Genomic DNA, 19,485 nt, shown 5'->3' on the forward strand with positions numbered 1-19,485 from the left:
GATGAGTGATGGGAAAAGATAGACAGGAAAAGCGTTTAAAGGCGTCAAAAAGAGTGGAATCTGATCGTGATCAATCCATTCATCATAAAGGTGCAACAGCATTAGAAGGTCCAGAAAGCGCTCGAAAAAGAAATCAATAAAAAAAGGCATGTGATATCACATGCCCCTCTTACTATAGTACGTTGTGTCAACGCCTCTTTCTTTGAGCCAATGACTTGTTTCCCCTGAGATCACAACTGGAGCTTGTCTCAGTTCTTCAATCGTCTTCACACCAAGCACTGTCATCATCATCTTGATATCTTCTTGAAGATCCATGATATCTGCGATGAGGCCGCTTTCTCCTCCACTGGTCAATGATTTTAAGAAAAATCCAGCAAGACCAGCAGCAGATGCGCCAAGAGCTAATGATTTGGTTACATCAAGAGCATCTTTGATACCTCCGGAGGCTAAAATCGTTTGATTCTGAAAGGCTGTATGTACTTCAGCAAGACTCGCTGCAGTTGGAATCCCCCATTGATCAAAATAACGAAGGGCTTTTTGGCGGCGGAGATTTTCAATCTTAGAAAAGTTCGTCCCACCAAATCCGCCTACATCAATGGCTGCAACCCCAGCATGGAATAACTTTCTTGCCGTCTCCTTGCTCATGCCAAATCCGACTTCCTTCACGACAACAGGCACACCAACAGATTGAGCGATAGCTGCAATCCGCTCAAGCGCCCCCCTGAAATCGCGATCCCCTTCAGGCATGACAATCTCTTGGATGACATTCAGGTGAATCTGGAGCATATTTGCCTCGAGCATGCTGACTGCTTCTTGAGCTTGCTTAATCGTCGCTTCACTGCCTAAATTCGCAAATACAATTCCATCCGGATTGACTTTACGAACGATTTCATATGTTCGTCTTTCTTCTTTATCTTTCAGTGCAGCCATTTGTGATCCAACTGCTACTGGGATATTGGTCTCCTTCGCTGCGATCGATAAAGAGCGGTTGATCTCATAGGTAGATTCTCCGCCCCCGCCAGTCATTGCATTGATAAAAATTGGCGAACCGAAAGTCAGTCCGCCAATTGTCGTATGTGTATCAATTTGTGATGTTGCAAGATCTGGTAAACTGGCGTGAACGAAGGAAACATCTTCTAAACCTGTTGCTGCATGCTGGCCAGTGGACAACGCATGCTCAATATGCTGTTTCTTTCTTTCTGCTCGCGTCAATTTTGATCACCAAATTATTTTAGTTTATTGAGTTTATCGCCGATCAGGTCACCAAGCTGGAATCCGCTTGTGTTTTCTTCTTTCGCCTGATATTGACGATAATCCTCTTCGATTTGTTTTTCAGGATTTTCTTCTAAATCACGAATGCTTAGTGAGATGCGCTCTTCGTCTTCATTCACATCAAGCACTTTCACTTTGACAGTCTGCCCTTCTTCAAGGACTTCTTGTGGCGTGCCGATATGTTTATGAGAGATTTGGGAAATATGCACAAGCCCTTCTACACCTGGCAGAATTTCAACAAATGCACCAAAGCTCACAAGACGTTGAACAGTTCCTTCAAGCACATCACCTTGTTTTACCTTTTCACCAATTTGGCTCCAAGGTCCTGGTAATGTTTCTTTAATAGATAGTGAGATACGTTCGTTATCACGATCAACAGCAAGTACTTTGACCTGGACTTCCTGTCCTTCTTCTACTACGTCAGATGGCTTTTCAACATGCGCATGGGATAGTTGAGAAATGTGAACTAATCCATCAATGCCGCCAATGTCAACAAATGCACCAAAATCAGTAAGCCTCTGCACTTTACCATCAATCACACTGCCTACTTCAAGCTTTTGCAGGAAGTCTTGCTTTTTGTCTAACTGCTCTTGCTCAACGACTGCACGGTGCGAAAGAATCACGCGATTTTTTTCGCGGTCAAGTTCTACCACGACAAGTGAGAGTGTTTTCCCTTTGTAATCTGTGAAGTCTTCTACATAGTGTGCTTCTACTAGAGATGCAGGAATAAATCCACGCACACCAATGTCAACGACAAGACCACCTTTTACAACGTCTTTTACTTCAGCTTCAAATACTTCTTTTGTTTCAAACTTTTTCTCTAGGTCTTCCCAAGCGCGGTCTGCATCAACAGCACGTTTAGATAAAATCAAAGCATCGTCTTCGACCTTTGTTACTTTAAGCTCTAACTCGTCGCCATCTTTCACGACATCTGATGCTTTTTCAACGTGAAGACTTGATAATTCACTGATTGGGATGATACCAGGTTGTTTCACATTGACGATATCTACATTGACATGCTTGTCCTCAACTTTAGAAACAATCCCTTTCACTACATCTCCAACCTCTGGTACCTGAACATCGATTTGATTCATTTCCTCTGTCATTTCGATAACCTCCTTGGTCCAAACCTACACAGCTTAGTTAAAACGACTGGGCGAATATGTGTCTTAAGCATGATGAATGCCAGCCGAATATGTATTATAGAAACATTCAAATCAATATAATTGCTTGAATGATCAATAAAAATAGTATTAGTATAAACTTCTAATAAAAGACCTTGTTTGTCAAGAGATAAACCTCTAACTTATTAAAGTTTTCTAAAATTTCTTACTGTTTCTCTACGCGGTCTGCTGCATCTAAAATTTTCCCTGCCACCTCTTGTATAGAAAGGGAGGTTGTGTCAATTTCAATGGCGTCGTCCGCTTTCTTTAAAGGTGAAACTTCGCGCTCAGAATCAAGCTTGTCACGTCTTGTAATCTCTTCAATCAGCTGATCGTAATTGACATCGTAGCCTTTTTTCTGATTCTCTTCAAAGCGGCGTTTTGCTCTTTCTTCTACTGATGCAAGCAAGAAAATTTTCACTTCGGCATCCGGAAGTACGTGAGTGCCTATGTCTCTTCCATCCATAACGACACCGCCTCGTTTGCCAAGCTCTTGCTGCCTGCGGACCATTTCTTCCCGAACAGCTCTGTGCTTTGCAACAACCGATACTTGGTTGCTTACGCGGTCTGTGCGAATATCCTCTGTGACATCCTTATTGTTTAGATGGACTTTTTGACCCTCGCCTGTTGTTACTAGTTCAATGACTGTTTTTTTCAGTAATGAATCAAGTGCCTGTTCGTCTTCAAGGTCTACACCTTGATTAAGTGCCGCAAGTGTAATCGCGCGGTACATGGCACCTGTATCAATATAAATATATGATTTTTTGGCTGCGACTATTTTTGCCACAGTGCTTTTGCCTGCTGCTGCAGGACCATCAATTGCAATAGATAATTTCTTTTTCATAATACCTCTCCTTGATTGAATCTCCCTTATGAATTGTAACACGATCACCGCTCAAACGGGGGAATTTTCTATCAATCCTTCTGCTTAAACGTCTCAATCCATTCTTCAATACTCATGTTATTCACACCCTCATACTGCACGACTTTTGACAAAAAAAGTTCTCCTTTCGTCAAATGAAGTGTGATCTGAACAGTTAGCAATAAAATAAGCTGAATGAACACCACTTTCAATAACCATCTTTCCATTGTCTTCATACAAAAAGCCTCCACGCTAGATTCTTTCCTCTCTAGTATGGAAGCTTTTTACACCCTTTATTCTTATGCTTTTTTCACACGTGTTAAAAGCTGCTGCTGGAAGCAGTATTTCATAATGTGCTGTTGGTGGTCATTTGTGATCTCTGAAAACTCCATGATCGCTCTTGTTTTGCCAGACTGTTCATCTTGATATACTCGATTCATCTCTGCAACCGCTTTAATTTTCACGGGCTCTTTTAAGGGAAGTTCAAACTCTGTGGCCACTTCTCCATAATCTTTCAATGACACGCCCTCAGGAACAGCAATCGCCACGCCGCCAGCACTTATATTCACAATAAACGTGTCAAAGGGCTCTTCGTCCGTTTGCATGATGGTGGCTTTGATCATCGTATCCACTCTCAAATATTCTCTTCGCTGAAGCCGGATCATTTTTTCTTTTGGCGGAATGGAAATAACAATCATCGGAATATCTTCTTTTCTTTTTCCAATGACTTCGCTTGTACATTTGTATGGAATTTGATTTTCGTCAAAAAAGAAGACGGTGATTTCTGTTTGCTGATTTAAGTAGATGGTGCGGCCCGTTTCTTTATCTGCTGGATAATTAATGCAAATATCATCGTTATTATTTTCCAAAACCTTCGATTTTGCTGTTTTCACTTCTTTGTTCTCATTGACATATTCAATTGTGATTGCATCCCCTATTTGTAACATTCCTCATCACTCTTTTCATCTGTGAAATCGTATCCTCTCCTATATTAAACCATGTCTAAAACAAAAGGAAAAGACTTATTAGCCTTTTCCTCGCTTCCTTTTCTATAGGTCTTTATATATAGGTTCTGCGTTTTTCAGTTTATCTACCCGTTCTTCTTTTCCAGTATCTGCATTAATGAACATGCGGTACGTATCGTTTTTTATCGTTCCGAGGAACTCATAGCACAGAACTTCCTCTGACATATCATTTTGCACAATCGCCAAATGAGTATCTTCGATCTTTACATGCTGATTCAATGTTTTCTGCGCTTCTTTTTGAGAGATTTTCGGTGCTTTGATGTCTCGAGTTTTATGATTCGTTAAGTAGTCCTTCGCTGAAAACCCAACAACCTCGCCATCATCCAATGCGACTTTCATGCGTATACTATCAGGATAAAGCAATACATTTTTTTGAAGAGGCACATAGGTAAATACACCGATATTATCAAATTGTGCACTTTCATCTAAATGGAACGATTCTGTGTCAAATCCGTGCTTCTTTAAAAAGCTGAGTGCTTTTTCTGATGCATCATTCAAACTGATTTTTTGTTTTTTCACGTCACGATTCTGAAGAAGGTAGACTGGGTGCCCTCCTTTTTCAGTTAAGTCTAAGTAAAAGTTAGCATGGCTGTCTGGATCAGACATCGATAAGCTATACACGTCACGATTGGTTTTGCTGCCGCTTTTTCTCACTTTAAAATGTTGATTATGGTCGGGTGTGAATTGCTGTGCAATGCGGATCGCTTCTTTTTTTGAAATCTTATCGCCTTTTAAATGATCGTAGCCTTGTGTTTCTTTTTCTGTCGACACATTTGTAGGCCCAAGATCGACATCTGCAAACGCATCTGCATTTCTCTCAACTGTTTTCAGCCCGTCAATGATGGTGTTGTCGTTCTTTCGATCGCCGTCAGCCAGCGCCATTTCAACATCCATCCATTTTAAGTTTTTATTAAGGACGAGGTGCTGCACTTGTCTAAGTTCGTTTTGGATATCTGATGCTTGATTATAAAGGGCTGTAATGGTTTTGTGTGTATCTTTATTTAATGGTTCGTCTGATAAAGTTTTGACTGATGATTTGTAGCTAAAGTCTCCGACATTCGCCAGGAATTCTTCCGTTTTATTAAAAGGCATCAATGTGAGCGGGAGCTGGCTGACATTGTTATGCGCTTCTGATGACATTCTCCATACATCTGCAAGTGCTGGTGAGATGGATGTTTGGCTGTTCATCGCAAGTGTTGCGCCCAGTTTGTCATGCAGCTGATCCACCTGATACGTTAAATCGTGGAAGGCTCTTTGGTAGTTGTTCTCAGCATGAAGCAGCACGGCGTCTTTTTCTTGATGTTCTTTATAGCCCCAGTAACCTGTTGAGATGACAGCAATTCCTAAAATAGCAATCAATATTCCTCTGATCATTTATTTACACCTCTTTTTATTCGCAGAATATATGTTTCCCGATTCGTTTAATTTGTGGTCTTCCCCAAATCCATGGACTTGTTGCTGTATCAGGATTAAAGTAATAGATGGCGCTCTCAGATGGGTCCCAGCCATTGATTGCATCAAACACAGCCTTTTTTGCCGTTTCATCTGGCGTCATATAAAATTGCCCATCTGCAACAGCGGTAAACGCTAGCGGTTCAAAAATGACCCCTGCGATCGTATTTGGAAAGGTCGGATTGTTCAAACGGTTTAAGATGACGGCCGCGATGGCCACCTGTCCTTCATACGGCTCACCTCTTGCTTCACTGTAAACAGCTTGTGACAAGAGCTGAATGTCATTACTAGAAAATCCACCAGGCATGTTGGCTGCTGTTTGTTTCGGTGTTTGATTCCCCTGCTGGCTGCCTGACTGATTGCCAGACTTCCCAGATGATCCACTTTGACTTTTTTGATTTTCTTTTGTACCTTGGGCTGTCTTCTTTTGCGAGCTTCTTTTCGGAGCCTTTGTTTGCTGATCAAGAGGCTTCCCGCCATAATGGGTAAACTGGTTTCCTTGCTGCAGCTGCTTTTGAACAAATTCTTTGTAGTATTTCGTCTTTTGAACTAATAAGCTTTTTGTTTTCTCGCCTACAAGTCCATCGACCTTCTTGATACCAAATTGGCTTTGAAAGTTGCGAACGGCCCAGTACGTCCCCCAGCCATAGACACCATCAATTTTGCCATTGTAAAAACCATTGTATTGGAGCCGCGCTTGCAGTTCGACTACATCTTCTCCCGTTGCGCCGCGCTGGATGACTTGGCTGGTGAAGGCTTCACTTTTACTCTCTGTCAAAAGTGAAGACGCAAGAAGAACGATTGAGAAGATAAGAACGATTTGTTTTATGAAACGAGCTTTATCCATATTTGATCCTCCTGTACTTTTGATGTTTGAATATATGTTTCTTCCGATCCCTATTTTTATACATTCAACACAGGAGAGAATTGGATGGAAAAGACAAAAAAACGCCCTATCAACAAATAGGACGTTTTCAAAAATTAAATTTGCACCATTTTTACCGCACGGGCTTTTTTTGCTTTCCTTAAACCAAACCACCATAAAAAAATCATGAACGGCACCATGATATATCCCCAGTTTTTCATCCCTAATAGAATGAAATCATACAGGCCGTGAAACAGCACAGGGAGCGTTAAAGAAAGGATCAGCCATTTGCGCTGCTCTTTTTTATCAGAGAAGCGGGCTTTTCCGATATAAAAACCCATCACAACACCAAATAATGCGTGACTTGATACAGGTAATAAAGCACGGGTAAACGCATATTCGACCCCATGACCGACTAAGTAAAGAATATTTTCAAGAGTTGCAAAACCAAGTGAGACACTCGTTCCATACACAATCCCGTCATAGTGTTCGTCAAACTGGGCATGCGCATAAACGCTGACCATTAAAATAAACCATTTTAATGATTCCTCTAAAAAGCCCGACGTCACAAATGAAATCAAGATAGGGTTTGTTGCGATATTTTCCTCTTGAAGGACATATTGAATAAACATGGTTGGAAACACAAGTATGACACCTAGCATAAAAGATCTGATGACCATATGAACCGGCTCATTGTCGTACTGATCTTTCAAATAAAAATAACTTAAAAGTGCGATGCCGGGAGCTAAACCTGCTGAGATGATTGCGATCATAACCAGACCTCTTTCCCTACATTATCCTTCATTATCGTACCATGATTTACCCTTTTTTTATATGACTCGGGCCCATTTTTCTAAAAATAACTTTCTATATAATCCCAATTTATATAAAAAAGAACCGAACCCCTTTTGAAGGATCCAGTTCTTTTTTTATCCGTTGATTCTTTTGTTGATTTCTTCTGCAATGAGTCCGCCATGAAATCTTCCATTTTCGATGAAAATTTCATTTGCATTATTTCCAGCAGCAATGACTCCTGCAATGAAAATACCTTCAACATTCGTTTCCATCGTTTGTTCATCAAATGCTGGACGGCCTGATTCTTGATCTATCGTGACACCCATTTTTTCTAAGAAAGAATGATCTGGATGATAACCAGTCATGGCAAATACATAGTCACTTTTCACTCGATCCGTTTGATTTTGCTGGTTTGTAAAGATCACATCTTCTTCTGTGATTTCTTTCACCTGCGCGCCAAACTCCATGCGAATCGTTCCATTACGGACAAGCGCTTCAAACTCTGGTAAAATCCAAGGTTTGATGCTGGATGAATATTCTGTTCCTCTATAAAGCACAGTGACTCTGCTTCCGCATTTCACAAGTTCTAGTGCAGCATCCACGCTGGAGTTCTTCCCGCCGATCACCGTCACATCTTTATCAAAATATGGATGTCCTTCTTTAAAGTAGTGATACACGTGGGGAAGGTCTTCTCCTTTGACGTTCATATAGTTTGGATGATCATAGTAGCCAGTCGCAATGACGACGTAATCACATGAATAGTCGTCTTTTGATGTACTCACTGTAAAACGGCCATCTTGTTTCGTCACGGCGTTCACTTTTTCAAAAGCATGCACACGCAGGTTTTTTCGTCTGACGACCTCTCGGTAATAGGAAAGTGCCTGAATACGAACGGGCTTACGATTTTCAGTAATAAAAGCGACATCACCGATTTCAAGCTTTTCACTTGTACTAAAAAAGGTTTGATGTGTTGGGTAATGATAAATACTGTTCACGACATTCCCCTTTTCAATCACAAGTGCATCAATCCCAATTTGCTTGAATGCGATGGCAGCTGATAGCCCGCATGGGCCGCCTCCTATTATGATCGCTTTTTCTTGTTTCATTTGTTCCACTCCTGTCATTTCACTGCAATAACAATTGCTGGGCTGTTTGATTCTTTGTTCCATTCCATAAAAAAATCTCCTATTTAAGGATAGGAGATTTTAAGGCGCGATGCAAATCAGCCGCTTAAATCCAGCCTCTGAATCGAGAAGCTTCAGCCATTTTACGTACACCGACCATATATGCAGCAAGACGCATATCAATCCGGCGGTTTTGCGCCATTTCATAAATATTATTAAATGATTTCACCATCATATCTTCTAAACGAGTTTCAACTTCTTCTTCAGTCCAGTAGAACCCTTGGTTATTCTGAACCCATTCAAAGTAAGAAACAGTTACACCACCCGCACTCGCAAGTACGTCTGGAACAAGTAGTACACCACGATCTGAAAGAATTTTGGTTCCTTCCAGTGTCGTTGGACCATTTGCTGCTTCAACGACAATTTTGGCTTTAATGTTTGCCGCATTATCTTCTGTGATTTGGTTTTCAATGGCTGCAGGTACTAGGATATCACAATCTAGCTCAAGCAGCTCTTGGTTTGTAATTGTATCGTTAAATAATTTAGTGACGGTTCCAAAGCTGTCACGTCGGTCAAGCAAGTAGTCAATATCTAGACCATCTTCATCGTATAATCCGCCGTACGCATCTGAAATCCCTACGATTTTCGCTCCAGCATCATACATGAATTTAGCTAAGTAGCTTCCTGCATTTCCGAATCCCTGTACGACAACACGAGCCCCGTTAATGTCAATTCCTTTTTTCTTCGCCGCTTCTTTGATGCAGATCGTCACACCTTTTGCTGTTGCAGTATCACGTCCGTGTGATCCTCCAAGAACAATTGGTTTTCCTGTAATAAATCCTGGCGAGTTAAACTCATCAATTCTAGAATATTCATCCATCATCCATGCCATAATTTGAGAGTTCGTAAACACGTCTGGTGCTGGAACATCTTTTGTTGGTCCAACAATTTGACTGATGGCACGAACATAGCCGCGGCTAAGTTTTTCAAGCTCTCTGAATGACATTTCTCTTGGATCACAGATAATACCGCCTTTTCCTCCGCCATAAGGAAGATCCACAATTCCACATTTTAAACTCATCCAAATTGAAAGCGCTTTTACTTCTTTTTCCGTAACGTTCGGGTGGAAACGAATTCCGCCTTTTGTTGGACCGACAGCATCATTGTGCTGTGCGCGGTAACCAGTGAAGATTTTCACAGATCCATCATCCATACGTACTGGAATTTTGACCGTTAATAGACGAATTGGCTCCTTCAGCAATTCATACACTTCCTGCGGATACCCTAATTTGTCTAGCGCTTTATGTATGACGGTTTGAGTTGACTTTAAAACATCTAGCTTATCTTCTGCGTTATGAGCGGCGTTTTGATCGGCTGCCATTAAAATAAACCCCCTAGAAATCTTTCATGATCTACTGCTCCCTTTCAAGCAATAGTATACACCTTCGTACTGGTAAAGCAAAGGTAAAAAGCGTTTTTTATCAAAATAAAATATCAGCGTTTATAAATATAAAAAAGGATATAAAAAAATACTGTTGTTTCATCACAACAGTATTAAATATAATAGAAAAAAGTGATTAAAAATACATTTGAATCGTTTTCACAGCATCTTCTTGCATGATCACTTTTCCATACTCTTTTAGCCGGTGAATGGTGAGTGTCGTAGGTGAACCAAACTCTGCTAAAATCGAAATGACTGTATCAGCAGATAGTTCTCCAACATCATCTAGGCTGAGATAATATTGACCTTCATAATGGTAAACTGTACCCCCTAAAAGTCCAATACGACTTAAACTATGGGACAGTTGAATCACATCTTCAAACGAGGCAAATTGATAGAGCACATGCTTGCTCTCGTCGAGCTTGACTTGCATCTCAATGTAATCTTCATCAAACTCATCATCAGCATCTTCCTGCTGACTCTTTGTGACAATGACGACCATCCCCTGCGCCTGAAGAGAAAATACTTCAACAGCAATCGGTCCATTCGCTTCAAAACCGAGCTCCTGATTCGCCTCGTTCATCATGTCTTTAAACAGCTGATGGACTTTGAACGAATCTTTCCAAAGGTCTTCTTTCGTAAGACCTCGGTCTGTCAGGTCATCTAGTGTGAGAAAAATTTTGATTTTATTATAATTCAGACGCTCCAGTCGCATAACGTTCCCTCCTGCCTCTTCTAAACACACATCATACTGTAGTATATGAGATGATGAGTCATAGGTTCTTAATTTTGTATTCAGTTTACACTGTGTCAAGACGGAAGACAAGCATGAAGCTATGCTTACGGTGACTTTTATGGAAAATATTGAGGGTTCCGCAAGTTAACGCGTTTTTAGAGGCATTAAATAGATCAGATGGGTTTCTGGTTCTGCTCCGAGACGCAAGGGAATTTTTGTTGTACCGTAGCCATTACTAATGAGAAAGAACGCACCTTTGACCTGGCCTGTTCTTCCTTTTTCATACGGTCCAAATTTCCCAATTCGGATCTGTCCCCCATGCGTATGACCGCTTAGGACAAGATCGATTCCCTCTTCTTCACTCATCAAATGATGTACATCTGGATTGTGTGATAAGAGAATATTGACATCTTCTTTCACAAACTCTGGCCGTATCGCTTCATAATCTGCTTTTTCAAGCCGAATATCATCAATTCCTCCGATTTTAATTCGCTGGCCTTCGAAATTCCATACAGCCGTTTCATTTTGCAAAGTCGTGACATCGTATGCATGAAAAATCTCTTTCAACCTTTGCTGGTGCAGCTCATGATCATTATTTCCCCAAACAAAATAAACCGGCGCAATTCTTGATAAACGTTTCACATTTTCTTCAATCCTTGCGTAGGGCACACCTTTTTCTGCTAAATCTCCGCCAATCATAATCACATCTGGCTCTTCCTGTCTGATTTCTGCTAATAAAGTGTCACTGATGAGACGTCTGTGTGTATCAGAAATAAAGAAAATGACAGCAGGCCGGTCTGATTGAAGTGCTTCTATTGTAAAGTAATGCTTTTTGATGTTGTTTTGTTTTGCCGTTTTCACCATTTTTGCCGTTACACACACACCTGTTGTAACAGCCGCAATGGCGGCAGTAAATACGATGGCATATTTCATCACAAATGGCTCCCTTACATATCTTTCTTTCATAAGACGCTTGAATGAAAAAAGACGTTTCAACTGTTAAACGTCTTTTTTTCTCATTTATTTACTTTCATAATAAAGATTAATGTCATATTGCTTCTGCATATAGTGAAAAACCGTCTCGCGCTCTTTCCACTGATTTGATTGCGGCCATAAGTCTGTGCTCTTTTGTATAATTTCACATCGAAGCCGATGATATTCATCTTCAGCCTTTTCTTCTTTTTTCTTATAGTAATAAGAGGCATAAAAAGCAAAGACCTCAGCCATGATCCAAAACAGAAAAACTTCATGACCAAGCAGTGTGGCAATCATCGCTTCTGGCTGAAGCGAGCCGCCTCCCGCATTTGCCGTGATCACAAAATAAAACAAAAGAATGGCCAGCGATAGAAGGGCTGTCCATTGCCACCTTTTGCACTGCTTGGCAAACCCCTCATATTTATGCTTTCTTTTGATCAATGTTTCCATCATCTTCTGTGTTGGCTGATCCATATATCGGCTGATTGCGTGCAATGTCATCACATACACCCTGTCCCTTTTTTCTACATATGTATGTGCGTGCTTCTTCATTCATGTCAGATGATTAGTTTTCTAGTGGAATATTCAGCACTTGACCACTGTACACGCTGTTACCTTTCAAATGATTATAGGCTCTAATTTTCTCTTCACCCGAACGGTTTTTGTAATACTTCATTGAAATTCGATACAGGTTTTCCTCTGGACCAACAGTGTGCTGCACGACACGAACTGGCTTTTCTTCCTGCTTCTTTTTCTCTTCAGCTTCTTTTCGTTTTTTCTCTTCCTGTTGCTTTTGCAGGGCTAGCTGCTGCTGTTCACGCTTTTTGGCAGCTTCAGCTCGCTCCCGCTCTTTTTCTTTCGCTGCTTGTTCACGCTCTTCTTTCTCTTTAGCAGCTTTTTCTTTTTTCTTCTGTTCAGCTTTTTCTTTCGATCGCTGTTTTTCTTCATCTTTCTTTTGCTTCTCATCATCAGACGCATCCGCTTTATCAGCGCTTGAGTCATTTTTCGTTTCGGCAAGTGCTGACGGGACTGGGTCTGTGTCAGCACTTGATGTAGAATCAATATTATATACATCTTGATTATTATTATGGTTGATTTCCTTTGACGTGTAGTAGATCAAAAGGAAGAACACCGTGACGACGATAATAGGAAAGATAATAGCCAGTGTTGTAAACAAAGGATTGCGAACCTTTTTCGTGCGCAGCTTTTTATATTCATGAAAATCTTCTCGTGTAGGAAAGTGAGAGTCATCTGAAGGCTGTACTTCTTCTTCTTCAAAAATCTTCTCAACATCATCGTCATGGATGTTTGTCAGCTGCTCCTTCTTTCTCTTCATTCTCGACATTTCTTCCATGTTCATCCCTCCCCCTATATTTCAAACGAATTTGACAAGCAAAGACTAAGTCAATGACAAAATGGGTCATGACAGGAACAAATAAATTCCCCGTCCACTCGTATAAAAGTCCTAAAAAAATACTAATGGAAACCACAAGGATAAACAAGAGTATTTTTGATAAGTAGCGAAAGTGAAGGAGCGCAAACACGATACTAGCAATCTCCAATCCAAATTGCTGCTGGACGATCCCTCGGAATAGAATTTCCTCTGAAAAGGCGATGAGCAGTGTTAACCAAACAATATGCGGGATGCTGCGGTTTTTGAACATTTTTTCATTTAATCCGCCATCATCATACATATGAGCAGGAAACACCTTCATGACAATTGCATCCACAATGATTACAAGCACAGCGCCGCCAATTCCATAAGTCAGTATCCGCGCATCTTGAATCTCCCAAAGGGATGTGAAATCTGTCCAATGATCGAACATAAATATCCCTAGTAAAAAAGAAATAACCAGCATCAGCAGCTGCGTAAAATACAGCTGTTCTACGACTTGTCGATCGGTTAATTTTTCAATGATTCGGCGATGTTGTTCGATCAATGCTGCGCCTCTTTTGTCAGATGAAACATACGATCCAGCACGGTCTTCCAGTGTTTCATTTCATTCAGCTCCAATGGTTGTTCTTTTTTTTCATAATCAGACAGGTCAAGTCCGCAAGAAGAGCAGCAATTGCCAGAGGATGCGGCCTCCGTTTGATCAAGCTGTTCGTAAAAGTATGATAACAGAGATTGTCTAAAGCAGCTATGATCTGTGATCCGCTCCTTAAATTGCCACACTTTTCTCAGTTTTTCTGTTTGTCTGTCCTGCAATTTCTCTTTCAGTTTCATCAGGAGCACACGAGGCTCGTCAGACTGATACATCCTGTAATAATGGATCAGCATTCTTGCCCGTGTCTCCTGAAGCCCTGATTCCATCAATTGTTCACGTAATTTTTTTTCATCATTTGTCTGCATTTGAGTCAGCCTGGCTAAGAAAAAATCAATTTCTGGATCATCAAAGCCCTCGGCTTGTATTAAATGCTGTTGAATGTCCGCATCCTCTTCTGTATATAAAAGAATGCTCACACTGTTTTTCCCGTCCCGTCCTGCTCTTCCAATTTCCTGCATAAATGCTTCAATTGACTGCGGCGGGCTCATATGAATAACAAATCGTATATCTGCTTTATCAATTCCCATTCCAAAAGCACTTGTACAACAAATGAGATCAAGCTGTCCGCTGATAAATTGCTGCTGAATAAGCATGCGGTCTCCTGCATCCATTCCGCCATGGTAATACTCTACACGCTGATGGGTTTTTTGTTTCATAAAAAGCGCCATATCTTCTGTCATTTGCCGGGTCGGGCAATAAATCAGACCGGGGCCTTGCAGGAATTCCACAAGCTCAATGGCCCGTTTCTCTTTTGCTTCTTTCGTTTCGTGCGATTCTTTGACTAAAGCGATGTTTGGCCGGTTGACAGAATGAATATGAAAGTCCGGATGCTGCAATCTTAACGTTTGCACGGTATCTTTAAGTGTTTGTTTTGTTGCAGTTGCCGTCAGTGCTAAGGCGACAGGATGACCTAACGCTTCTCTCCATTCTCCCAGCTTGGAATATTCCGGACGGAAATCATGCCCCCATTCGGATATACAATGGGCTTCATCGACGACGAACAAACCAATATGCATCGATTTGAGCTGTTCTAGCAGTACCTCTGACATTAATGCCTCAGGGGCGACGAATAAAAACTTATATGATGGCAAATGCCGAATGATATGTCGTCTCTCCTGAAAAGACAATGTGCTATTCAGTGCCGCCACTCGTTTTTCTCCGCGCATTTTCATTCGTTCGACTTGATCCTCCATAAGCGATAACAGCGGCGAAATAATGAGAACTAATCCATCTGACATATAGCCGGGAATTTGATAGCAGATGGATTTCCCGCCGCCAGTAGGCAGCATGGCAACCGTATCCTTTTGATTCAGTACACTTTGAATAATGTCCTCTTGACCTGTTTTAAATGAGTCGTAACCAAAATATCGCATGAGCGTCTGATGAAGCTTATCCATTTGCTTTCACCATCCTTGTCAGAGCCAATCGTATTTGAAAATAAGTAAATGAATGTTCGAGTTTTTCTTTAATCAGCTTCATTTTATTTGTTTGAAGCTCTCTGGCTACTGCATGAATGGCCTGCTGCGCTTCTTCGCTCACATACGGCTCTATTGAGAAGTTCGGTTCATGTATGGAAAGCTCGACAATATGGTCTTCGATCGTTGCCTTTTTTAATGAACGAATATGAGCAATCTGATCAATATCAAAGCCTTTTTGCACAAGTTCGAGCGTTTTGTGAGTAGAGGTTGTTAGCACGCGTTTGAATTCAAGGTCACCTACGAGCTTTTGCATGAGCTGCGTCTCACCTTTTTGGGCAGCATGAATAAAATAATGGAGGACATTCCAAAAAAGCAGGTACACATACCACACATCTTCTTTTAGCCACTCTGCCATTTGCTGATACGTACGCCCGATTCTTTCATTTGACGTCAATGAATAAACAAAAATCAGCGCCTCTTGATCACTTATACGGCTAAGGAGCGTTTCTAGTTCATGATGCAGCTCTTCTGAAAGTTTATTCTTCTCGTGATGCTGTTTTAAGAAGGATTTCGTCCAGCTTTGTACGGATACATCTCTTTGTATTGGGACATATTGATACGATCCAGCCATATGGTGAGAAAGCACTTGTACAAGTAAAGAGAGCCTCATCCATAGCACCTTTGCTTTATCATGATATTTTGCACCATGAAAATAAACGGGCATCGGTTTTTCTAAAAAATACTGGTTTAGCATACGCTGTCCTGCATCTGTAACAGTGAATGTCTCCCCCGTTTTTTTGATGTAGTGCTCTTCGTCAAGTTTTAAAGTAGAGCGATTCAGCTGATCCCTCGTAAACCCCGGGTAACAGCCAAAGTACTTTGAAAGCTGAAATAAACTTGCATCCTGTATGGTTTGTGATGATTTTTTTCCTTTAAAAAGATGGTAGACAGCACTTATGGAGCGTTCGCCGTTCAATTTATATACGCTGTCCATTAACATGACATCCAAATAATGAAGAGTCATTCGTCAAAGCACCTGTCTTCCTGACAAAATTCGAATATTTTCTCCCTTTATTTTAACAGATTTCATAGAAGAAGAAATGTTTAAACTCAATTTGTGGGGGAAAGTTATGAACAAACCCTTATGTGATAAGCATTCTCAATCACTTTACAGTTGAAATGTGAAATTAAAATCATTACAATAAGGTTTGAGGAAATTGTTTTTTATCGGTGAAACTAAAAAGGTTAGACCATTTGTTCCATCGAACAATCTGGGAGGTATTTTTTTAACATGGCAAAATATACAATTGTAGACAAAGACACATGTATTGCTTGCGGCGCATGCGGTGCAGCTGCTCCAGACATTTATGATTATGATGATGAAGGCATTGCATTTGTTACGCTTGATGACAACCAAGGAACTGTAGAAGTTCCAGAAGTACTCGAAGAAGATATGCTTGATGCATTTGAAGGATGTCCAACGGATTCAATCAAAGTTGCGGACGAATCTTTCGAGGGTGACCCACTTAAGCATGAATAGTATAAAAGCCCCTTATGCAGGGGCTTTTTTTATATTAACTATTTTGAAGTCGGCGTTTATTTTCAAACCATGGACGCATTTTCACAAAAATGAGGCTAAACACGATGGTAAGGATGATGCCTTTAATAAAGTTAAATGGTAAGATCCCTGCTGTAATGGTCGTCTTGAGCGCATGATCGGATAGTTCTGGCGCGTTTAAGAACCATGTGTAAGCTGGCAGGAATAAGAAGTAATTTAAAATGCTCATCATCACAGTCATAAGCAATGTACCCGCGATCATAGACCATGCCATCCCTTTTGCTGATTTTATTTTTTTGAACATAAAGGCGACTGGCAAGATAAATAATGTGCCTGCAATGAAGTTCGCGACTTGCCCAACTGGAACGCCGGACATACTGCCTTGAATGAGGTAATGCAGTACATTTTTTAATGCCTCAACAGCAATACCTGCACCCGGTCCATAAATTAAAATTGCAATAATCGCCGGGATATCACTGAAATCAATTTTCAAATACGCCGGAAGACCCGGGAAAGGGAAATCCAATAAAATTAATACAAACGAAATACTGCTGAGCATACTGGTAACGACTAAACGCTTTACTTTACTTTGATTCAATATTCTCTCTCCTTTTCGATCAAATCTTTCGAAAAGAGGATTGTTCCATTTTAGCCACAAAAAAACCGCCCTTGAAAACAGGAGCGGGGAAATTGGGCTAGACAAATAAACGTGTAAACATCAATGTTTTCAACGTTTATGAACCTCCATCTTCTCCCATCCAGACTATACTGTCGGCTTCGGAATCACACCGAATCCTGCCAAAAAGGCTCGCGGGCTTAGAGACTATGCTCATCACCGCCGGTAGGGAATTACACCCTGCCCCGAAGATTGATCATTATTCAATTCGACATCATTATATATGATATATGAGCATTTGTACAGATAAAAATCCTGAGCAAATTCATCAGTTTTAAGAAATCGTAAAAAACACAAAAATTCTAATGACAAATGCGCAAAAATTGGTTATCTTTTGTTTAAAGGTGTTCATTCTTTATAAAGACACAAAGAAATGTTCGTGTTTTCTTTTTTACTTTACTGCTTTAATTTGATTGACACAGTGAAAAGGAATATGGTAAATTATCAGATATTTATGACGTTTATTTTAGGAGGAAATCTTACGATGTTTCGAGTATTAGTCTCAGATAAGATGAGCAATGATGGTCTTCTACCACTTTTAGAATCAGATTTTGTTGAAATTGTCCAAAAAAATGTAGCAGAAGCAGAAGATGAATTACACACGTTTGATGCCTTACTTGTCAGAAGTGCCACGAAAGTAACGAAAGAGCTTTATGAAAAAATGACTTCATTAAAAATTGTCGGCCGTGCCGGTGTAGGAGTAGACAATATTGACATTGATGAAGCAACCAAGCATGGCGTCATTGTGATCAATGCACCAAACGGTAATACGATCTCGACAGCTGAGCATACGTTCGCCATGATTTCATCACTTATGCGTCATATTCCGCAAGCCAATATTTCTGTCAAATCAAAAGAATGGAACAGAGGTGCATATGTTGGTGCTGAGCTTTACGGAAAATCTCTTGGGATTGTCGGCTTAGGCAGAATCGGAAGTGAAATCGCCCAGCGTGCAAGAGCGTTTGGCATGACAGTCAACGTGTTTGACCCATTTCTCACAAAGGAACGTGCAGAAAAAATTGGCGTCAATGCGAAATCACTCGATGAAGTACTCGAAGTATCAGATATCATTACTGTACATACGCCATTAACAAAAGAAACAAGAGGACTTCTCAATAAAGAAACGATTGCAAAAACGAAAAAAGGAGTTCGCCTTGTAAACTGTGCACGCGGCGGCATTATTGACGAAGCTGACCTTCTTGAGGCACTTGAAAGCGGCCATGTCGCAGGAGCTGCACTCGATGTATTCGAGGTAGAACCTCCAACTGATAATCCGCTTGTGGATCATCCACACGTCATTGCAACTCCGCATCTTGGTGCCTCTACAAAAGAAGCACAATTAAATGTAGCAGCGCAAGTATCTGAAGAAGTCCTTCAATTTGCAAAAGGTCTTCCTGTCATGTCATCTATTAATCTACCAGCGATGACAAAAGACGAATTCAAAAAGATTCAGCCTTATCATCAGTTTGCAGGAAAACTTGGACGTCTTGTCTCTCAATCAATGAGAGAACCTGTAAAAGAAGTAGGCATTTCTTATGAAGGCTCTATTTCAAAACTCGAAACATCTTTTATCACAAAAAGTCTCCTCTCAGGCTTTTTAAAAGAGCGCGTTGATTCGACTGTGAATGAAGTAAATGCTGGAATGGTCGCAAAAGAACGCGGCATTAGCTTTAGTGAGAAAATTTCTTCCAGCGAATCTGGTTACGAAAACAGTATTTCTATTGAAGTCAAAGGTGATCTTTCAACCTTTACTCTAAAAGCGACTTACATCCCGCATCTAGGGGAACGCGTTGTTTCTATTAATGGATTTAATATTGATTTTTATCCAGATGGACACCTTGTCTACATCCAGCATACAGATGCACCTGGTGTGATTGGAAAGGTTGGACAGATTTTAGGCGACCACGATGTCAACATCGCAACAATGCAGGTAGGACGTAAAGAAAAAGGCGGCGAAGCCATTATGATGCTTTCTTTCGATAAGCATCTAGAGGATGAAATTGTGAAAAAATTAACGGAAGTACAGGATATTCTTTCTGTCCGCCTGATTGACCTTTAAAAACAGTGATAAACCT

General features: G+C 40.7%; 21 protein-coding genes and 1 riboswitch. Of the genes, 3 read left to right on the forward strand and 18 right to left on the reverse strand.

From position 1 onward, the window contains the following. Window positions 1-8 precede the first annotated feature (8 nt). Window positions 9-140 carry a YpzI family protein gene (locus tag ACN6NB_RS10250; protein WP_064497540.1) on the forward strand — a complete coding sequence of 44 codons (132 nt, stop codon included), beginning with the start codon at window positions 9-11 and terminating at the stop codon, window positions 138-140. 16 nt (window positions 141-156) lie between these two features. Here ACN6NB_RS10250 and fni read toward each other — a convergent pair whose 3' ends face one another. The 17 genes from fni to ACN6NB_RS10335 all read right to left on the reverse strand — a co-directional run bounded on the left by fni (window position 157) and on the right by ACN6NB_RS10335 (window position 16,200). Then, window positions 157-1,212, reverse strand: coding sequence for a type 2 isopentenyl-diphosphate Delta-isomerase (gene fni / locus ACN6NB_RS10255; RefSeq protein WP_058837962.1), 1,056 nt, complete (start codon window positions 1,210-1,212; stop codon window positions 157-159). A gap of 14 nt (window positions 1,213-1,226) precedes the next feature. Further along, the gene (gene rpsA / locus ACN6NB_RS10260) at window positions 1,227-2,378 is read right to left on the reverse strand and encodes a 30S ribosomal protein S1 (protein ID WP_041085926.1); all 1,152 of its coding nucleotides are present in this window, start codon (window positions 2,376-2,378) and stop codon (window positions 1,227-1,229) included. A gap of 223 nt (window positions 2,379-2,601) precedes the next feature. Beyond that, the gene (gene cmk / locus ACN6NB_RS10265; RefSeq protein WP_144490284.1) at window positions 2,602-3,279 is read right to left on the reverse strand and encodes a (d)CMP kinase; all 678 of its coding nucleotides are present in this window, start codon (window positions 3,277-3,279) and stop codon (window positions 2,602-2,604) included. Window positions 3,280-3,350: 71 nt separating this feature from the next. Continuing rightward, the gene (locus ACN6NB_RS10270; protein WP_099663365.1) at window positions 3,351-3,533 is read right to left on the reverse strand and encodes a YpfB family protein; all 183 of its coding nucleotides are present in this window, start codon (window positions 3,531-3,533) and stop codon (window positions 3,351-3,353) included. Between the two features lie 63 nt (window positions 3,534-3,596). Then, entirely contained in the window at window positions 3,597-4,244 is a 648-nt protein-coding gene (locus ACN6NB_RS10275; RefSeq protein ID WP_058837963.1) for a flagellar brake protein, read from the reverse strand. A gap of 102 nt (window positions 4,245-4,346) precedes the next feature. Next, complete coding sequence (gene ypeB / locus ACN6NB_RS10280) at window positions 4,347-5,696, reverse strand: germination protein YpeB (RefSeq protein ID WP_474253348.1); 1,350 nt, start codon at window positions 5,694-5,696, stop codon at window positions 4,347-4,349. 16 nt (window positions 5,697-5,712) lie between these two features. Further along, a complete protein-coding gene (gene sleB / locus ACN6NB_RS10285) occupies window positions 5,713-6,621 on the reverse strand; it encodes a spore cortex-lytic enzyme (RefSeq protein WP_058837965.1) in 909 nt (302 codons plus the stop codon). A 134-nt stretch (window positions 6,622-6,755) separates the two neighbouring features. Then, window positions 6,756-7,412: a glutamic-type intramembrane protease PrsW gene (prsW, locus tag ACN6NB_RS10290; protein ID WP_024422824.1), complete on the reverse strand. Its 657-nt coding sequence runs from the start codon at window positions 7,410-7,412 to the stop codon at window positions 6,756-6,758. A gap of 156 nt (window positions 7,413-7,568) precedes the next feature. Continuing rightward, window positions 7,569-8,540, reverse strand: a complete 972-nt coding sequence (locus tag ACN6NB_RS10295; protein WP_039179598.1) for a YpdA family putative bacillithiol disulfide reductase — start codon at window positions 8,538-8,540, stop codon at window positions 7,569-7,571. 124 nt (window positions 8,541-8,664) lie between these two features. Continuing rightward, a complete protein-coding gene (locus ACN6NB_RS10300; RefSeq protein ID WP_007500982.1) occupies window positions 8,665-9,939 on the reverse strand; it encodes a Glu/Leu/Phe/Val family dehydrogenase in 1,275 nt (424 codons plus the stop codon). Between the two features lie 196 nt (window positions 9,940-10,135). Then, a complete protein-coding gene (locus ACN6NB_RS10305; RefSeq protein WP_024428080.1) occupies window positions 10,136-10,714 on the reverse strand; it encodes a genetic competence negative regulator in 579 nt (192 codons plus the stop codon). 165 nt (window positions 10,715-10,879) lie between these two features. Further along, window positions 10,880-11,668, reverse strand: coding sequence for a metallophosphoesterase (locus tag ACN6NB_RS10310; protein WP_474253349.1), 789 nt, complete (start codon window positions 11,666-11,668; stop codon window positions 10,880-10,882). Window positions 11,669-11,755: 87 nt separating this feature from the next. Next, on the reverse strand, window positions 11,756-12,211 hold the full coding sequence (locus tag ACN6NB_RS10315) for a DUF2663 family protein (protein ID WP_025093048.1): 456 nt from the start codon (window positions 12,209-12,211) through the stop codon (window positions 11,756-11,758). Between the two features lie 64 nt (window positions 12,212-12,275). Next, the gene (locus ACN6NB_RS10320) at window positions 12,276-13,064 is read right to left on the reverse strand and encodes a LysM peptidoglycan-binding domain-containing protein (protein WP_144490286.1); all 789 of its coding nucleotides are present in this window, start codon (window positions 13,062-13,064) and stop codon (window positions 12,276-12,278) included. Continuing rightward, the gene (locus ACN6NB_RS10325; protein WP_041109653.1) at window positions 13,009-13,650 is read right to left on the reverse strand and encodes a CPBP family intramembrane glutamic endopeptidase; all 642 of its coding nucleotides are present in this window, start codon (window positions 13,648-13,650) and stop codon (window positions 13,009-13,011) included. Before ACN6NB_RS10325 ends, ACN6NB_RS10320 begins: the two co-directional genes overlap by 56 nt. Beyond that, window positions 13,647-15,155 carry a RecQ family ATP-dependent DNA helicase gene (locus ACN6NB_RS10330; RefSeq protein WP_474253350.1) on the reverse strand — a complete coding sequence of 503 codons (1,509 nt, stop codon included), beginning with the start codon at window positions 15,153-15,155 and terminating at the stop codon, window positions 13,647-13,649. The genes ACN6NB_RS10325 and ACN6NB_RS10330 overlap by 4 nt, the downstream gene beginning before the upstream one ends. Beyond that, on the reverse strand, window positions 15,148-16,200 hold the full coding sequence (locus tag ACN6NB_RS10335; protein ID WP_126681636.1) for a YpbB family protein: 1,053 nt from the start codon (window positions 16,198-16,200) through the stop codon (window positions 15,148-15,150). Before ACN6NB_RS10335 ends, ACN6NB_RS10330 begins: the two co-directional genes overlap by 8 nt. Before the next feature lie 267 nt (window positions 16,201-16,467). On the opposite strand from ACN6NB_RS10335, the gene ACN6NB_RS10340 reads away from it, so the two are divergent. Further along, entirely contained in the window at window positions 16,468-16,716 is a 249-nt protein-coding gene (locus ACN6NB_RS10340) for a ferredoxin (RefSeq protein WP_003215700.1), read from the forward strand. A gap of 34 nt (window positions 16,717-16,750) precedes the next feature. Here the strand turns inward: ACN6NB_RS10340 and ACN6NB_RS10345 are convergent, their stop codons facing one another. Next, complete coding sequence (locus tag ACN6NB_RS10345) at window positions 16,751-17,332, reverse strand: ECF transporter S component (protein ID WP_081258390.1); 582 nt, start codon at window positions 17,330-17,332, stop codon at window positions 16,751-16,753. Between the two features lie 144 nt (window positions 17,333-17,476). Beyond that, window positions 17,477-17,607: riboswitch (FMN riboswitch) on the reverse strand. 287 nt (window positions 17,608-17,894) lie between these two features. Here ACN6NB_RS10345 and serA point away from each other — a divergent pair. Then, the gene (serA, locus tag ACN6NB_RS10350) at window positions 17,895-19,469 is read left to right on the forward strand and encodes a phosphoglycerate dehydrogenase (protein ID WP_024422834.1); all 1,575 of its coding nucleotides are present in this window, start codon (window positions 17,895-17,897) and stop codon (window positions 19,467-19,469) included. The last annotated feature ends 16 nt before the right edge of the window (window positions 19,470-19,485 follow it).

Source organism: Bacillus sp. 11B20, assembly GCF_056098985.1.

Coding starts and splice junctions, on each gene's coding strand:
- ACN6NB_RS10320 (WP_144490286.1), bottom strand. CDS start 13,064: ATGGAAGAAATGTCGAGAATGAAGAGAAAGAAGGAGCAGCTGACAAAC.
- ACN6NB_RS10310 (WP_474253349.1), bottom strand. CDS start 11,668: ATGAAATATGCCATCGTATTTACTGCCGCCATTGCGGCTGTTACAACA.
- ACN6NB_RS10340 (WP_003215700.1), top strand. CDS start 16,468: ATGGCAAAATATACAATTGTAGACAAAGACACATGTATTGCTTGCGGC.
- ACN6NB_RS10330 (WP_474253350.1), bottom strand. CDS start 15,155: ATGGATAAGCTTCATCAGACGCTCATGCGATATTTTGGTTACGACTCA.
- ACN6NB_RS10275 (WP_058837963.1), bottom strand. CDS start 4,244: ATGTTACAAATAGGGGATGCAATCACAATTGAATATGTCAATGAGAAC.
- ypeB (WP_474253348.1), bottom strand. CDS start 5,696: ATGATCAGAGGAATATTGATTGCTATTTTAGGAATTGCTGTCATCTCA.
- ACN6NB_RS10305 (WP_024428080.1), bottom strand. CDS start 10,714: ATGCGACTGGAGCGTCTGAATTATAATAAAATCAAAATTTTTCTCACA.
- ACN6NB_RS10335 (WP_126681636.1), bottom strand. CDS start 16,200: ATGACTCTTCATTATTTGGATGTCATGTTAATGGACAGCGTATATAAA.
- ACN6NB_RS10250 (WP_064497540.1), top strand. CDS start 9: ATGGGAAAAGATAGACAGGAAAAGCGTTTAAAGGCGTCAAAAAGAGTG.
- serA (WP_024422834.1), top strand. CDS start 17,895: ATGTTTCGAGTATTAGTCTCAGATAAGATGAGCAATGATGGTCTTCTA.
- prsW (WP_024422824.1), bottom strand. CDS start 7,412: ATGATCGCAATCATCTCAGCAGGTTTAGCTCCCGGCATCGCACTTTTA.
- ACN6NB_RS10295 (WP_039179598.1), bottom strand. CDS start 8,540: ATGAAACAAGAAAAAGCGATCATAATAGGAGGCGGCCCATGCGGGCTA.
- ACN6NB_RS10270 (WP_099663365.1), bottom strand. CDS start 3,533: ATGAAGACAATGGAAAGATGGTTATTGAAAGTGGTGTTCATTCAGCTT.
- rpsA (WP_041085926.1), bottom strand. CDS start 2,378: ATGACAGAGGAAATGAATCAAATCGATGTTCAGGTACCAGAGGTTGGA.
- cmk (WP_144490284.1), bottom strand. CDS start 3,279: ATGAAAAAGAAATTATCTATTGCAATTGATGGTCCTGCAGCAGCAGGC.
- ACN6NB_RS10315 (WP_025093048.1), bottom strand. CDS start 12,211: ATGACATTGCACGCAATCAGCCGATATATGGATCAGCCAACACAGAAG.
- ACN6NB_RS10300 (WP_007500982.1), bottom strand. CDS start 9,939: ATGGCAGCCGATCAAAACGCCGCTCATAACGCAGAAGATAAGCTAGAT.
- sleB (WP_058837965.1), bottom strand. CDS start 6,621: ATGGATAAAGCTCGTTTCATAAAACAAATCGTTCTTATCTTCTCAATC.